Source organism: Bacillus sp. CFBP9009 (assembly GCF_036541465.1).
Taxonomy (GTDB): Bacteria; Bacillota; Bacilli; order Bacillales; family DSM-1321; genus Peribacillus.
The window spans coordinates 21,620-38,309 of sequence record NZ_JAZHFU010000007.1 but is presented as its reverse complement, the minus strand read 5'-3'; the positions used below and the strand labels follow the sequence as shown (position 1 = coordinate 38,309).

Here is a 16,690-nt window from a genome sequence, read left to right as displayed (position 1 = left end):
TCACCCCTTAAATTGTTTGAACTGCTTTACTTTGGATAACCGGGTTGTTCAATACTCCAATCCCTGGTATTTCGATTTCGATTCGGTCATCGCCTTTCAATGTAAATTCATTTGGCGGAACCACGCATGTACCTGTAAGTAAAACTGATCCGTCAAAAACAGTGTTATCTAAGACTAAATAGTCGACAAGCTCTTCCAATTTTCGTTTCAGTTGGTTTACTTTCGCTTCACCTTCAAATACTTTTTCTTCATTTCGATAAATACGGCACATGATTTTAAGCTCATATGGATCCGGAACAGCCTCTTTTAACAAGATGGCCGGTCCAATGGAGCAAGAATTTTTCCATACCTTTGCCTGGGGAAGATAAAGCGGATTTTCACCTTCAATATCTCGGCAGCTCATGTCATTACCTGCGATATATCCGAGTACCGTTCCCTCTTTATCGATGACCAGACCAAGCTCCGGCTCCGGAATTTGCCATTTTGAATCTGAACGCAAGTATACCGGATCATTCGGGCCCACGGTTCTTGCTGCAGTCGATTTAAAGAAAATCTCAGGACGCACTGCATCATAAACTTTGTCATAGAATGTTTGGCGGTCCAGCTTTCCTTGCGTAGCTTCGTAGTTACGTGCTTCCTTGCTTTTTTTATAGGTAACGCCAGATGCCCAAACTTCCGGTGCGTCGATAGGAGTTGTTAATTGAAGACCTTCCAATGGCTGCTGTTCCCCTTCGGCGGCAATTTGTTTTACAATATCAAACGCTGTTCTGTTATCATGACGTGCCGTTGTAATCAACGACATAAAATCCGTAAATGGAAGGTCCACCACATTGTTTTCGTTTGTCACGGCAGCAAGTTGTTTCTTATTTTCTTTTACATAGCGAATAATTCTCATTTTCTAGTTCCTCCTAAATGGCAGGCCTCATTTATATTTTTTGATATTCATAACCGAGCTCCTGCGAAATTTTACTGCTGCATTCCTTTAAGAGACGTACATAATACTCATGTGTTTCTTCATTTACTTTAGAAGCAGGCATCGATACACTCATTGCAGCGATTACCTTGCCTGAATAATCTTTTATCGGTACAGCAAGACAGAAAATGCCCGGTTCGTTTTCTTCATTATCCATTGAATAGCCATTAATGCGTGCTTTTTCGATTTCCGCTAAAAACTGGTCCTTGGATCTAATCGATCTTTCGGTCGGTCCAGTATAATCATAGCCGTCCAAGAGCAAATCCAGTTCACTATCCGTTTTGGTTGCAACAAGAGATTTGCCAACTGCACTCGTATGAATCGGAACACGCCGGCCAATACGAGAATAGAGGACCGTTACCCCAGTGCCCTCCACTTTATCGACATAAACACCTTCCTGCCCGTCTAATATGACAAGGTGCAGCGTTAAATTCGTTGTTGCTGAAAGCCATTCAAGGTGTTTTCTTGCTACGTTGCGCAAATCGAGATGGGTCACAACAACGCTTCCCCTCTCCAATAGCTTTAATCCTAGCGAGTATTTTCCATTTTCTTCGCCCTGTGAAATATAATGATGCTCCTGTAAGGTTTTTAATAGTGAATGAACCGTACTTTTATGTAAATTCATTCGTTTGCTTATCTCTGTGATAGTTAGTTCACGCTCACGCTCATCAAATAAATCCAATATTTTCAAGGCACGCTCCACCGATTGGATGATAGGCATCGTTCCTCACTCCTTTTATCATTCTGTCTACCTTTATCTTATCGGATTTATGACGAGCATTCCTCACTTTATTTCTACTTTTTTTTCCTGGATTATAATATCTTGTTCATAATCAAGTACCGCATCCTCAATGACAGCGATTGGAACAACACCATTTGCTGCATCTGTATGTCCAAACATCCTGTTGCTGGCCGCAACCATTTTTTGTCTAACTTTCATCCGCTGCTTGCGTTCAGCTGCCAATGATTGTCTTTCTTCTTTAAAATGATCCGCAAAATCATGAATAACCTTTCCAGAATGAAGTTGAGTAGAATCGACAAAATCAATCCGTCGATCACGAAGCTGAAGGTGAATTACATCCCCTGATTTAAGTAAACCAATGCCGCCACCTTCATACGCTTCCGGTGTCATATGTCCTATGGCAGCACCATATGTGACTCCTGAATAGCGGCCGTCGCTAATGATTGTAGCGATTTTTTTCATAACACGATTTGCATTGATGTGTTGCATTGGTGTAAACATTTCCGGCATTCCGAATGCTACTGGCCCCTGCCCTGAGATAATAACAGCAATTTTCAATGTGCCTTCTTCAACCATCCTGTCAAATAACTCCCCATAGGCAGCGGTTTTTAGAAGAGACCATTCCGGCTCATTGTTGTATTTAAGAGATTCTAGCAATAGATTATGTTCGAAAACCTTTTGCTCTTTTATTTTTGAAAGCAGATTTGAATCGAGCAGGCTTTTATTTGCATCATCTTCATTTTCGTAATAAAGGACAAATGCAAGCTTATCATCGAATTGGTCAAGCTGTGGTGTCGGCATTCCGCTGATTTTTACAACGGCGCTTTCAAAGAAGTTTCCTTTTAATACATCAACACCGCTGAATCCACGGCGTGGATTGGATAAAATGACCTGATTTTTCTTTACATTAACCGCTTTTAGGCTACTTGTGATCGAAAGACGTTCTTTCCAAGTTTTTGCTGCAACAGTCGGCGCATCCTGATCCATTGGTACACCATTCTCAATAAGTTCATGAAAAAGTGTTTCCATTCCTCTGCTTTTCCCGCTGCAACACTGCATCGCAAGTGAATAAATGTCCCTTCCTTCTGTCAAACTGTAATCAAATAAGTCAGGAATTGGATGTGAATGATGAATGCGGTCAAGGTCCCATAAACTGAATTTGAATCCTGCATAAAGCATGCCTGCGACAATATGCATCATTAAGTTAGTAGAACCACCCGAAGCGCTGTGAATACGGATTGCATTTTTTATGTTCCCAGCGACAATGTTGGCCACGCCGTAGCGCTCTTCGTTTATCATGCCGGCAAAGCTATCAAGCACCGAGTTAATCTGGCGTTGTGTTGGTGGATCGGTTAACAGCTCCACGGCTGGATGAACGAGACCCATGCCTGCCACTAAATGACGTGAACTATTCCCTGTACCATTGAAGGCACATACACCTCCCTGCCCGTCACATGTTGCGACAGCAAGTCTCATTTCAAAGTATTTATGCTGTTCCTTCGTCAATATTCCTCGTTCATAGGCCCGTTCAAATACGCCCTGAAATGCAGTATTCGATGAACATTGCAATATATATGCCATCGTATCTCGTAAATCAACTGCTACATCAGTAGCTCCTTTACTTTCCGCTTTTTTCACAAGAGTTTCCAATTCTTCAATCACGTCAGCTGGGATCGAACCGCCTTCCAATACGTGAGCAGGTGCGAATGTTGCGAAAAAGGGTGCTTCCCCACGGTTTCGGCGAACACGATCAACATGTGCGAGTGCACTTACAACACCAAGAGGCTGCTTATCACACCCTTGAATAACGAATGCACCATGATAACTGTGAGCTTCTAGCTGGTTGACAACCATTTGTGCAACCGCGTTTCGGCTCTGGAGAGAGTAACTCATTCCTTGATTGTTTTGTGCAGTGCCATCACACATCACCGGTGTCGAGAAATGAAACGGCACGCCGCCGTTTTGCCAAATGCGGATTGCTGCCCGTGCTGACGTTTGGTAATCCATTATATGGGCCGGATGATCGGACGAACCACCGATTATTGCGATACGCGGGGCATTCCTCTCGAGCCGCATATAAATTTCTTCAAGCGTCCAATCAGGCTTCCCCCCTTCATATGTGGTGCCAAGTGTCAGCTTCGAACGGTCCAACAAACCTGCAACCGTAATGGGTTCATTTGCTTTTCCCTGTACATTATCGCGGTAAGGGTTTATTTCGTTATCAATTAGTGGATATAGGTGTGTCATTTCAGCACTCCTTTTCTAATTTCAAATGAATTCTTCCATTCTCTAAAATATTAAAGAAGGTTTTTAGTCTAGTGCTAATTCTTCTGGTTCTGACAGGATTTCTAAATTTTTGTTTTTTAAAGCTTCTTCCATCATGCTTTCAGAAATCCAAATTTCACCGATTTCAAGCGTGTTTTTTATTCTTACGACTCTCACTTTATTTAAGTCAAAGGCATTGCACGTTTTGATAGCAGCTTTAACAGCCAATTCCTGCGTATCTAAACACATCGGGAGCTTTACTACATCTGTAACTGTGCTTGTGAGTGCATTGGCATAGCCCTTTTCCCATTCGATTTCATTCATGACAGCCTTCGTCGTCATATCAGCCATGCCGATGCCGTTTGCATTACCGTGAGTTTTTTCCGTAAGTCCAAGTACAACGGTCCGTTTAACGTCTGGCCCCCCGGTAGCATATGGAGTGGCGAAATTACCCGTAATATTCGGATCCATTCCATCCCCTGAAATGTCCTTTCCGAGTTCATTTACAATAAGTACGTCCATCGAATCGAAATGTATTTTTGGCATCAATGATTTTGCTTCAAGCAATAGTCCCGGTTCCACTTCCTCCAGTTCCTCTGCTGGGACTGCGACGATTTTCGCTGGTTTATCATAGGCATTTTCAATAGTCGCAAGACCAAATATGATAGGAGCTTTTGTCAAGGAAATCTTCGCTATCTCAGGGACATGTTCCGCCATATACTTAAAGCTGTATGCATGTGCAGCTTCGGCTCCCTTTTGCTTGCCTAACCCGATTGTAATCATTTTCATAAGTCCGCTTTCAACCGGTCCACGAAATGCCGTATGTGGTTTAATCCGATTAATGACTATGATTTTATCAGATTCATATGCAAGCTTATCAATATAGACAGGGAGCCCATTTGGCAATTCATCCAGTTTAATAACTTCCATCGATGACAGTATTGGCGCTTTAACCGCTTCTTCTGAAATACCCAGCTGAAGCAACACATCGATTTGGCCTTCCGCTGTGGCACCCCCATGACTTCCCATTGCAGGGACTATAAAAGGATTGCCGCCAGCTTCCATAACGGCAGCTACCGTTTCTCTTACTAATATAGGAAGGTCCGCTACCCCTCTGCTTCCTACCGCAATTGCTACCCTGTCATCTTCATTTATTCTTGATAAGACACCTGCTTCTTTTATCGCCTTCTTCACCTCACCAGCTACATCAGCGATTTGAGGTGTACGAAATTTCTGCCTCACTTTGACCATTTTCGGTAATTGGATTTCACGTAAAAGTTCAGAGATAATATCCATTTTCTATCCTCCAAACAGTCTGGATTATTTACCGCGTACTTTTTCAACTTCGCTCATCATTTCCTCTACAAGATCCGGCCCGAATTTCTGAGCATATTCGTCCGTCACTGGTTGAATGGCTTTCTTCATTTTTTCCATTTCTTCCGGCTCTACTTCATTGATTTTCATTCCTTCTTCTTTTAGATACTTAAGTGCCTTTTCATTTTCTTTTTGGTTAACTTCCCGTTGATACTTTCCAGCCTCTTGTGCAGCCTCACTCATGATTTCTTGCTCTTGTTCTGATAGGTCATCCCAGAACTTTTTACTTACAAGGAATACAAATGGTGTATAAACATGATTTGTAAGACTTAAGTATTCTTGCACTTCATTATATTTTTGCGTTTGAATTGTTGCGAGTGGATTCTCCTGACCATCAACAGTGCCTGTTTCCAGTGCAGTAAATACTTCTGAGAAAGCCATCGGCGATGGATTCGCCCCTAACTTTGAAAATGCATCTAAATGCACTTCATTTTGCATGGTACGAAGTTTAAGCCCTTTGAAATCTTCAGCCGTTTTAACAGGGTGTTTACTGTTGGTTAAGTTTCGGAAACCATTTTCCCAGTATCCCAAACCTACTAAATCATGTTCCGGTAATTTATCCAAAAGTTTTTTTCCTACTGCACCATCAAGTACTGTATAAGCTTCCTCTTCATTATTAAAGACAAATGGGAAGTCATAAATTCCAAATTCCTTAATCATACCAACAAGTGGGGAGGTTGAAGGAACAGTTACTTCCTGTAAGCCACCTTGAAGAGCTTCTGTCATTTTCTGATCATCTCCGAGGGTGGCATCAAAAAAGTTTTGGACTTTCATTTTCCCCCCGCTTTTTTCTTCAACCAGTTCTTTAAATTTCTCCATTCCTTTTCCTTGTGGATGCATTTTACTATTTCCGATCCCTGCTTTGATTGTTCTTTCCTGTATACCGTCAGCTGAAGCGCTTTCATTTTGGTTTCCGCAAGCACTTAATAGCAATACGGCTGGCAGTAAAACCCCCACCGCCAAACGCTTGAACAGATTATTCATTATCATTTTCCTCCTATTAATTAAGATGAATATCAGCATACAAACCGAATTACTAGTTTAATTCCGTTAGGAGGTAAACCATCCTAGAGGAACCAGCACTAAGGAAGGAAACAGAATCAACAAGATCAATACAATTACTTCCACGAGCAAGAAAGGCCAAATCCCCTTCATGATATCTTCCATACTGATCTTGCTTATGCCGCACATGACATTTAATACGGTTCCGACCGGTGGTGTAAGTAAACCTATGGCGTTATTCAGGATAAACAGGACACCAAAGTAAACTGGATCAATACCTGCAGCGACCACCAATGGCATTAATACAGGTGTTAGAATAAGGATTGTCGGCGTCATATCCATAGCAGTTCCAACTACGATGACCAATAAGTTTATCATTATTAATAGAAGGAATGGATGATCCATAAATGGCTCCAGCAATCCAATCACCTGCCCAGGTAAATCGGCTACCGTTATCAGCCAGGATGACACGAGTGCCGCGGCGACCAGAAACATGACAACACTCGTCATTTTTCCTGCATGAACAAAGACCTCATACAAATCTTTCATTTTCATTTCTCGATAGATTACAAGACCGACAAATATGGCGTAGACTGCAGCCACCACTGCCGCTTCAGTGGGTGTGAATAAACCGAATTTCAATCCACCAATGATAATGATGGGCAGGAATAGAGCCCAAACTCCTTGACGAAGAGAAGTAAGAATTTCTTTTGTTGAAGCTCGCGGGTTAACGGCGACTTTATCTTTTCGTGCAACAATGGCCCAGGTAACCGTTAGTCCAACCGCTAGTAAAATACCAGGAACGATTCCTGCCATAAACAGCTTTGTAATGGACACTCCACTTGCGACACCGAAAATGATAAAGCCAATACTTGGCGGAATGATCGGGGCAATGATACCACCGGATGCAATCAACCCACTTGACCGGTTCACATCATACCCTGACTTCACCATCATTGGAATTAATATAGCCCCAAGCGCTGCTGTATCGGCAACAGCAGATCCTGATAAACTTGCAAACAACACACTCGCAATGATCGCAACATAGCCAAGGCCTCCCTTGATATGGCCAACCAAGTTCATTGCCATCTCAACGATACGCCGTGATAATCCGCCCCTATTCATCGCCTCTCCTGCAAGCATAAAGAACGGTATGGCCATTAGAGGGAAGTTATCAGCGCCACTGATTAGATTTTGTGCGATTATTTGACTATCAAAAATACCAAGGAAGTACATTAACACTACACTACTCACAAGTAAGGCAAAGGCAATAGGGATTCCAAGTCCCATGGCTCCCAGTAAAGATCCGACAAATACACCTATCATCCCTGTTTCTCCTCCTTGACAATCCTAATATCTGAAGCAAATTCATCAGTATGGAGAGAAATTAGCTCTTCTGACTCACTTATCATCACCAATTCTTCGTCTTTAATTTTATTGAAGAAAATCCGATACAAATTGAAAATGATCATGCTGCCCATTGAAACACTCACAAGAATACCTGTCCCATATACAAATGCCAGTGGCATGCCTGTGGCTGGTGCAGTACTATCTATGTTTATCAATGTCATTTTCCAGCTGCCATCCAGGATCAGGAGAAGAACGAATAACATGATCAAATCACTAATAACAAGAACCACTTTTTTCATCTTATTCGGGAGCCGTTTAATGACCATGTCGACACCTAAGTGTTCTTTGTTTTTGAAAGCTCCGATGGCGCCGAGGAACGTCAACCAAATAAAGAGATACCTTGACATTTCTTCTGACCAAGTAATCCCTGAATTAAAGAAATAACGAAGTACTACATTACCAAACACGAGTACGACCATAATTGCTAAAGCTGCTGCCATAATAATGTTCAACGAATTTTCTAGGGTTCTGGAAATTTTATTCACCTATACATCTCCCCCTTCCTATCTAAAGCGCCTGCTTCATTCTGCTTTTATTTTTCCGACAAGCTCCTCGGCCCAGTCATTTTCCTCAAAAACTTCATCATAAACAGGTTGAGATGCTTTTAACATTTTTTGTGAAAAGTCTTCGTCAGGCTTAGTGAATTTGATTCCATTATCCTTAAGATATGCTTTGTCATCTTCATAACTTTTTTCCATCAAATCAAACTCATATGCTGCCGACTCTTTTGCTGCTTTTTGAATGATGGTTTGTTGCTCCTTTGTCAGCCCTTTATAGAATTTGCTATTGATAATGTAAATATTGGGGCTGAACATATGCTTGGATTCTAGTACATCACTTTGAACTTCATTCCACCCCGAGGATCTCAGCGTGGCAATGGGATTATCTTGAGCATCCACTACCTTTTGTTCAAGTGCGGTAAAAACTTCTGAAATTGGTAATGGACTAACGTTAGCCCCCAATGATTCACCTAGTTTTATGTAATTCGGAATGTTCGGCATTCTGAGTCGAAGTCCATCAAAATCTTTCATACTCTTAATTGGACGATTACTCGAAAACATCCTAAATCCATTTGCACTCCATGCGAGCGGTGTCACTCCATGTTTTGGATCAAGCTCTTCTGTCAATTCTTCTCCGATAGGTCCATTCAATACCTTCTTTACATGATCATAATCCCTAAATAGGAAGGGCCATTCCGGAACACCCATTTTCGGAATGTCCGACTGCATAATTAGTCCTGGAACACCCATTTCAATCGTTCCGTTTCTGACGCCGTCATAAAATTCTTTTTCTGCACCTAAAGTACTGTTCGCATAAATCCGAACCTCTAGTTCACCATTACTCTCTTTTTCCACTATTTTTTCGAATTTTTCTCTCAAGGCAATGTTTTGAGGGTGATTTTCAGCAAAATAATTTGCCACTTTTATCGTTTTCTTTTCAACGCCAGATCCACTGGCTTTTTCTCCCTCACCTCCACCACATCCTGATAAAAGTAATGCTGCTGCAAGAGTTAAGCTTGTGGAGAATACAAAAGGCATTCTTTTTTTCAATAAAAACCCTCCCAAAAGTTTTTTGTAAGCGTTATCATTCATGACTGATTTTAAGAACTTCTCCTCACCCTTGTATAAGCCAAAGTAAAATTGTTTTATATTATAAAACTCCGTTTTTGTTTTATTCGGAGTAAGGAAAACACTTCACTTCTAGTTGCGTTTCAAGTTGATTCATGACTTTTTAAACAATTACTTTTAATAGAATGAAGGTTAAGTTGTTCTATAATATAAAACTCAGTTTTTAAATTTGAAATCTTACGTTGATTATAAGCTTCCATTTTTACTAATGTCAAACCATTTTTTGAATTTTATAACAATTTAACAAATCCTCTATTTTTCACTAATTAATATTTAGAGAATCAACATTTATTAATCTTATCCTATTCAGTCAAGATTTATAGAATCAGAATGGGAAAGATGAATTTTTTCTATACTAAGATATTTATAGGATAGAGATCGAACATAACAATAAGGTTTACCTTAAAATACATTCCACTACTTTTAATTGAGCTTTTAAGTCGGGAATTTTGTTTTTCCTGCTGAAAAATCTGTCTTTAAGAATTTATTTTTCTTGTTTGACCTTGCGCTTCATAAAATGGTAATCGTTTGTATATTTTAACCCGTGTCTTTCCTACAAAAGTTATTTTCCATTTTTAAAGATTTATACTTTTTTCTCTTTTGAGAAATTACAATCCATTATTTATATTGAGATCATTTCATTATGAACCTCTTTCCAACAGGTTAAAGACTAAAGTAATAAAAACCCCACCCGAAGCTTTTAAATCTCATTAAATATATTCAATTATTACCGATATATAAAACATGGTTAATATATAACACGGGAAGGAATAAACAAAGATGAATAAACTCAGTACGAAAATAGGTTTTGTCCTTTTAACAGGCATGGTCATTACATTAATTGGAAGTTTACTATTGATGTATAAAAGTACAAATGATACGGTTGAGAAAACAATCGCTATGAGCAGCTTAGACATCGCAAGCAACATCGCTCAAGGAATAAATCCAACATCTTATGCTGATTTTTTAAGTAATCAATCCGAAACCTCTACATATTGGGAGATACGCGAACAGTTAGACGATTATAAACAAAAAACTGGAGCATTATATGTATATACATTGGGGATTAACAAAAGTAGCGAAAAAGTACATATTCTTATAGATGGAATGGGGAAGGAAGATAAAAAAGCATCTCCCATTTTAACCCCTACAACCGTAACTTCATATCAGGATGTAGAAAGCGTCATGAGGGGAAAGGTTTCTACCACTTCCATCGTTCATGATCCTGAATATGGTGACTATTTATCCGTTTTTGTTCCCATAAAGAAAGGGGACAAGGTCATTGGAATACTAGGGGTGGATATTGATGCCAGTAAAGTCGATGCTACGACCGGCAAGGTACTGGGTGGCATCCTTCCCCTGATGATAATAATCAATGTAATCTTAATGGCAATCGTTGTGGGTGCATTAATATGGTTCTTGACTAGCAAGTTAAGCCCCCTTCTCAAGGTCAGCATGGCTGCAAAGGAAATCTCAAATGGAAATTTATTATCAGCCAATAAACTGATTAGCAACACAAGGGTTAAGGGAAACGACGAAATCAAGGTTTTAGTGAAATCCTTTGAAGAAATGATCACCAATACAACTATGATCGTCAACTCCATGAAAAGCTCGTCATTCCAGCTATTGGAATCATCAAGTGATATCGAACACAAAATCAAAGAAATGGATACTTCCACACAATATATCGTTAAAGGCATTCAGCAAGTTGCAGGAGCTGCGGAAGTACAATTGCACAGAAGTGAAGAATCATCGAGGGTCATCGAGGAAATGACCATAGGGATACAAAAAATTGCCGAAGCTTCTTCAGAAGTCAGCGAACAGACAAATCATGTTTCAGCTAGAATGTCCATTGGAAATAAAGATATAAATGAACTCTCAAATCAAATTCTGCAAGTAAAAGATGTTATGCTGCAAACAAGTTCAGAAATAAAGAAATTGGACGAACAAGCAAATGAGATTGTGAATATTGTACATTTAATTACGGGAATTGCCGAGCAAACAAACCTGCTGTCATTAAATGCGGCAATTGAAGCTGCTAGAGCCGGTGAACAGGGTAAAGGTTTTGCGGTGGTATCGAACGAGGTACGGAAATTGGCAGTAGGCACGAAGGAATCTGCTTTCAATATACAAGAGTCCCTACTTCATTTTAAATCCATCATAAATGAATCAGTGAAAATGATGGAAACTGGAACTAAAGAGGTAGAGGAAGGGACAAAACTTGTCCTGAATACAAGAGAAACATTTAAACAGACCATAAAATCTTTTGAGCATGTTAGTGATCAGATTCAAGAAATATCCGCCATTACAGAGCAAATGGCAGCAAGTTCTCAAGAAATCAATGCTTCGATAGAAGATTTTGCAGGGTTAACAAGGGAAACGGCAGTGGCTTCAAAGCAAGTGGCACAATCAACCGATCAACAAGCGAAATCCATGGAGGACATCTCCTTCTCAACCTCTTCGATGGTAAAGCTCGCTAATGACCTGGAAACATCTGTTGAACAGTTTAACGCGTAATAAGCTTGAACTACCTTCTATTACTATATCAAGAAAGGGATTTTGCTATTAATGCAAAATCCCTTTTTTATTTACTTTGTTGATTTTAGTTTCAAATCACCATCATAAGGTATATGTTCAACTGTTATCGTTATATCTTTGCCCTCTTTATCTTTACCGATTCGTTTATAAGTGAATTTATTTTCATTGAGCTCCGTAAGTTCAAGAACTGCACCATACTTATTTTCCCCTTGTGAAACATGGGCTCTAATCTTATTTCCATGAACAACATCGTAATAGCCGTAATCACCACGGCTTTCACCGGTTTTAGCATCAAAAAATTCATACTTATTTGTTTTATCATCATATTTTGCCAGACCTAAATAATTCGAGTTATAGCTTGAAACATCATTTCCCTTTTCATCCAATGCCACTGTACCTTTCCATGTGGTGCTTGATAAAATTTTGTCTCCATCAACGTCTGTAACTACATCTCCTGTGTAAGTTTCCAAATTTTTGTCTGGATCAGTAAAGGAAAGTTCTGTTTCAGTATAAGGAATATGATCGACAAACACTTCTACGTCGTTACCATTTGCATCTTTGCCCATTCTTTTATAAGTAAACATATCCTTATTCAGTTCTGTTATTTCAACAACGGCTTGGTAACCCATTGATTCTGAAATTAACACTCGAATCTTCCCATTCGTGATAAAGAAAGTTCCTTTATCACCTCGGCTTTTTTTAGTATTTTTATCAAAAAATTCATATCTCGATGCTTCATCGTCATATTTAGCTAGACCAATGAAACTTGCATTCTCCTTTGTTAAGTCATTATTATTTTTATCATAAACTTTTGTTCCTTGCCAATTCGTGCTAGTAAGAATTTTAGTCATTTCCTCTCCGGCGGTTAACTTATTTTCTTGTTTCCTCTGTTTTGCAGTTTGTTCCTGCTTCTGAGCATTTTTATTGTCTTGTGCGTTTGTGTTACATCCTGTTATGGCCAATGTTAACCCAAGTAGTATAGCTGATGAAATTTTTGCTTTTTTATTCATTTTTTCGTCTCCTCATCATATTGTGGTTTTTTTGTAGTGCAATTGACATTACAAATTGAAAGTATAGCGATCTGGTTATTTTGCTCCTGCCGTAAGTAAAATTTGTTCGATTTCCTTAAACCCTTTCTCGCGGGCATGTTGTAAAGGTGTCATACTACTATTATCGGGGATGTTGACATCTGCCCCATGATCTATTAGCAATTGCACTGTTTGCTGCTGGTTTCCGTCACCATCATTCAAAATGATAGCTTCTAGTAAAGCGGTCCAACCGAGATCATTCACATGATTCTCATCAATATCAGTTTTAGTAAGAAGCTCTTTAATAACCTCTACATAACCATTTTCAGAAGCAGGGATTAAAGCCGTTCCTCCATAACGGTTGGTTATAGTGGGGTCTGCACCCGCTTCAATCGCAAGTTTAAGTATTTCAACATAACCTTCAGCACCGGCATACAAGAAGGGGCTATTTTTCATGTCATCCTGTATGTTGACGTCTGCACCCGCTTCAATAAGGATTTTTGCCGTCTCTACATCATTGTTATAAGTCGCAATCATAGTGGCGGTTCGCCCTTCTGAGTCCTGTGTATTTATATCTGCACCTTGCTCAATCAAGCTTCTTATTCTTTCCGTTTCTTTACGTTCTACAGCTTGAATCAATTGTTCATTCATTCCCTTTCCTGTCTCCTTTTCTTGTTTATTTAGCTCTACTTCATTCTCCAAGACACAGCCTTGAAGGATGAAAAGTCTTCCGATGACAATCGTTAGCCGTCTCCACATGAAACACACCATCCTTTCCAAAAGGATTTCCCGTCATTCTTATGTAGCAAATTGACATGTTCTTTAGGTTCCATGATGATTTTTTTCTCCCTTTTATTTTTAGTTACTTACTTATTCCGTCTTCATAATGTTAATGCTTAACCTTAAACTCCCTCTAAACAATTTCTTAAAAAATGATTAACTTATTAATAAAATTTCTTAATGTTTATAAAAAAAACCCGCCACCTTCGTGACGGGTCCTTAACATGCTATTTAAACATTAAAGCGATACCCCGCTCCCCAAACGGTTTCCAAAAATTTAGGATGTGCAGGATTTCTTTCAATTTTTTCACGTAGCTTCCTGATATGGACGGTGACAGTCGAAACATCTGCAGCCGATTCCAATCCCCAAATATTTTCATAAAGCTGCTCTTTACTTAATACTTGATTCGGATGCATGACAAAAAACACTAAAGTATCGAATTCCTTTGTTGTAAACGCGACCACTTCTCCGTTTATGTGAACTCTGCGTGCTGACTTATCTATTGAAATTCCATGAACATAGATTGAATTAGATTTGGGGTGACTTCCTGATAAACGTTCATACCGCGCTATATGCGCTTTCACTCTTGCAACTAGTTCACTTGGACTAAATGGCTTTGTAATATAATCATCTGCCCCTAGACCAAGCCCCCGAATTTTATCGATATCTTCCTTTTTGGCGGATACAAGCAAAATCGGAATATTCTTGACAGCACGTATTTGTTTACATATCTCAAATCCATTCAACCCTGGAAGCATGATATCCAAAATGATTAAATGATAATTTCCTTGAAGGGCCTGTTGGAGACCTGCATCACCAGTATGTTGAATATCAACACTAAAATCATTAATTTCCAAATAGTCCCTTTGCAATTCAGCAATACTGACTTCGTCTTCAATAAGTAATATCTTTTTCACATTTCCTCACCTTTCTTTATGGAAAAAAAGACACTTGTACCTTTTCCTATCTCGCTAGTAGCCCAAATATCTCCACCATGCTCGCCGATAATTTTTTTTGCAATCGCAAGTCCTAAACCACTTCCACCAGTCCGAGAATTTCTAGATTCCTCTGCACGATAAAAGCGGTTAAATATATAAGGCAAAGCAGAAGATTCTATTCCATAGCCATTATCTGTTACTTGTACAACAACATCATATAGTCCTTCATGCAGAGAAATGGAAATGTGTTTTTCATCTTTATTCATATACTTTACACAATTGCTGATCAGGTTGGCCAATACGCGTTTCAGTTTCTCTCTATCCGCTGTCACGTATATCGGGTTATTCACCTGATGAAGTTCAATCTGGATCCCTAGTTGAAGTAAATCCAGTTGAAGTTCATCTACGTAGTCTTTTAAATACTTATCTAATCTGACCGTTTCAAAAGTGAATGGTTCTTTTTTCAAATCCAACTTGGAAAATAAAAATAATTCATCTATCAATGAATCCATATCTCTTGCTTTTAGGTATACAGTCGATAAATACTTGTCCATTTTCTGTGGGGTGTTTGCTACTCCGTCTTTAATCCCCTCAACATATCCCATAATCGAAGTGATCGGTGTCTTCAAATCATGGGAAATATTGGAGAGAAGCTCTTTGCGATTTTCCTCATACTGAAGCTGAATGTTTACGGACTCTTTTAACTTTTTTCTCATTTCCTCAAACGCTCTATTCAATTGTCCGATTTCATCATTTGAAGTCGCTTTAATTTCAAAGTTTAAATCTCCTGATTTTATCCGCTCTGTGCCTTCTTTAAGAATTGAGATCGGTTTGATGATGCTACGTGAAACTAAATAATTTAAAAGTCCAATAATCATTACAAACAGTAATAACAATAGAGCGAATAAAATGGGAAAGAGCTCTCGAGTCAGCTCGGCATATGAACTTGCCTTTCTCAATACAAAAATACTTCCTTCACTTTTATCCGAAAAATAATAATCAAACTTCACATAAGTGAAAAAAGAGTCTTTCATTTTGATTGTGTCCCGCGTATTGATGTTCGTTTCTTCGAACTTGGGAAGTGATTGTATCAAGCCTAGCTTATCTAGTGTTTGGGACGCATACTCAATGTTTTTACCTTTTCTAACGACGATCTTAATATCTCCATGTTCAATCTTCTTCAGCTGTTCTTCGTTTAGAAGCTGCTCAGGGTTATTTTTTGCCAAAAGCTTTAAATCGAGAAACACACTTTCCTCGACTGCAGTCAAAGGTTTTTGGAGATAAGATTTTTTGTATAAATGCTCTATCGCTTTTACATCACCTGTTATCGCAAAAATAAGTAAAAATCCAGCTGCTAAAAACAAAGTGATGGAAATAAGAATTACGCCAACGTAGGACAACAGAAACCTCATTTTAATTGACAAATATTTTCACCCCGCATCGATCTCTCGTTCACTCATTTATAGAAAAGTTGTTTATCTGCTGTTCTTGCATAAAAAAATGTTTCCCACGATAACTTTTCTTAGTACTAAAAAAAACATATCACACAAATCTTAAAATTTTCTAAAATACACAGAAAAAATCCTATTCTATTGTAAATCTATATTTTTTTATTTGAAAAACTGGATTCTGAAAACCGCTCCCTTTCCGCCGACTGTCTGCCAGACCTCCTCGACGCAAGCATCTAGAGGGGTTCCGGCTAGCGAGTTTTTCGGCAGGAGTGTTGCATATTTCTTCAATCTTTTGAGGTTTCATAAAACAATAAGAACCATGAAGAGCGAGTGTATCTATTTAAAAAACGTTCCAACTTGATTTTAGAAATCTGCTCCCTTTCCGCCGACTGTCTGCCAAGCCTCCTCGACGCAAGCGTCTGTGGGGTCTCGGCTAGCCAGTTTTTCGGCAGGAGTGTCGCTTATTTCTTCAATCCATTGGGTTTTCAGTTCATATAAAACAATAAAATAATCATGCAGTATAACCAAGTCTTTATTTAGTTTACCTGTGGTTTTTTTAT

General features: G+C 39.1%; 14 protein-coding genes. 1 reads left to right on the top strand and 13 read right to left on the bottom strand.

The genetic code is table 11. The annotated features are described in order from the left end of the window. Nucleotides 1-7 precede the first annotated feature (7 nt). The 8 genes from V3595_RS17555 to V3595_RS17520 all read right to left on the bottom strand — a co-directional run bounded on the left by V3595_RS17555 (nucleotide 8) and on the right by V3595_RS17520 (nucleotide 9,316). Nucleotides 8-895, bottom strand: a complete 888-nt coding sequence (locus V3595_RS17555; protein ID WP_137017598.1) for a fumarylacetoacetate hydrolase family protein — start codon at nucleotides 893-895, stop codon at nucleotides 8-10. 31 nt (nucleotides 896-926) lie between these two features. Further along, nucleotides 927-1,694, bottom strand: coding sequence for an IclR family transcriptional regulator (locus V3595_RS17550; RefSeq protein ID WP_137017597.1), 768 nt, complete (start codon nucleotides 1,692-1,694; stop codon nucleotides 927-929). 63 nt (nucleotides 1,695-1,757) lie between these two features. Continuing rightward, complete coding sequence (locus V3595_RS17545; RefSeq protein ID WP_485908561.1) at nucleotides 1,758-3,962, bottom strand: dihydroxy-acid dehydratase domain-containing protein; 2,205 nt, start codon at nucleotides 3,960-3,962, stop codon at nucleotides 1,758-1,760. A gap of 63 nt (nucleotides 3,963-4,025) precedes the next feature. Beyond that, nucleotides 4,026-5,276, bottom strand: coding sequence for a nickel pincer cofactor-dependent isomerase, group 22 (locus V3595_RS17540; protein WP_485908560.1), 1,251 nt, complete (start codon nucleotides 5,274-5,276; stop codon nucleotides 4,026-4,028). A gap of 24 nt (nucleotides 5,277-5,300) precedes the next feature. Beyond that, nucleotides 5,301-6,344, bottom strand: a complete 1,044-nt coding sequence (locus V3595_RS17535; RefSeq protein ID WP_485908559.1) for a TRAP transporter substrate-binding protein — start codon at nucleotides 6,342-6,344, stop codon at nucleotides 5,301-5,303. Between the two features lie 60 nt (nucleotides 6,345-6,404). Continuing rightward, nucleotides 6,405-7,682, bottom strand: a complete 1,278-nt coding sequence (locus V3595_RS17530; protein WP_101225474.1) for a TRAP transporter large permease — start codon at nucleotides 7,680-7,682, stop codon at nucleotides 6,405-6,407. Then, nucleotides 7,679-8,251: a TRAP transporter small permease gene (locus tag V3595_RS17525; protein WP_485908558.1), complete on the bottom strand. Its 573-nt coding sequence runs from the start codon at nucleotides 8,249-8,251 to the stop codon at nucleotides 7,679-7,681. The genes V3595_RS17530 and V3595_RS17525 overlap by 4 nt, the downstream gene beginning before the upstream one ends. A 36-nt stretch (nucleotides 8,252-8,287) precedes the next feature. Beyond that, on the bottom strand, nucleotides 8,288-9,316 hold the full coding sequence (locus tag V3595_RS17520) for a TRAP transporter substrate-binding protein (RefSeq protein WP_485908557.1): 1,029 nt from the start codon (nucleotides 9,314-9,316) through the stop codon (nucleotides 8,288-8,290). Between the two features lie 858 nt (nucleotides 9,317-10,174). Between V3595_RS17520 and V3595_RS17515 the strand changes: the two genes are divergently transcribed. Continuing rightward, a complete protein-coding gene (locus tag V3595_RS17515) occupies nucleotides 10,175-11,911 on the top strand; it encodes a methyl-accepting chemotaxis protein (protein WP_485908556.1) in 1,737 nt (578 codons plus the stop codon). A gap of 71 nt (nucleotides 11,912-11,982) precedes the next feature. Here V3595_RS17515 and V3595_RS17510 read toward each other — a convergent pair whose 3' ends face one another. From V3595_RS17510 to V3595_RS17490, 5 genes are all read right to left on the bottom strand, one after another. Beyond that, on the bottom strand, nucleotides 11,983-12,942 hold the full coding sequence (locus V3595_RS17510; protein ID WP_485908555.1) for a DUF4822 domain-containing protein: 960 nt from the start codon (nucleotides 12,940-12,942) through the stop codon (nucleotides 11,983-11,985). Nucleotides 12,943-13,017: 75 nt separating this feature from the next. Beyond that, nucleotides 13,018-13,719 (bottom strand): ankyrin repeat domain-containing protein, encoded by a 702-nt coding sequence (locus V3595_RS17505; protein ID WP_485908554.1) that lies wholly within the window; start codon nucleotides 13,717-13,719, stop codon nucleotides 13,018-13,020. A gap of 252 nt (nucleotides 13,720-13,971) precedes the next feature. Further along, nucleotides 13,972-14,658, bottom strand: coding sequence for a response regulator transcription factor (locus V3595_RS17500; protein ID WP_485908553.1), 687 nt, complete (start codon nucleotides 14,656-14,658; stop codon nucleotides 13,972-13,974). Continuing rightward, complete coding sequence (locus tag V3595_RS17495; protein ID WP_485908552.1) at nucleotides 14,655-16,103, bottom strand: sensor histidine kinase; 1,449 nt, start codon at nucleotides 16,101-16,103, stop codon at nucleotides 14,655-14,657. Before V3595_RS17495 ends, V3595_RS17500 begins: the two co-directional genes overlap by 4 nt. Nucleotides 16,104-16,493: 390 nt before the next feature. Then, on the bottom strand, nucleotides 16,494-16,658 hold the full coding sequence (locus tag V3595_RS17490) for a hypothetical protein (RefSeq protein ID WP_485908551.1): 165 nt from the start codon (nucleotides 16,656-16,658) through the stop codon (nucleotides 16,494-16,496). Nucleotides 16,659-16,690 lie beyond the last annotated feature (32 nt).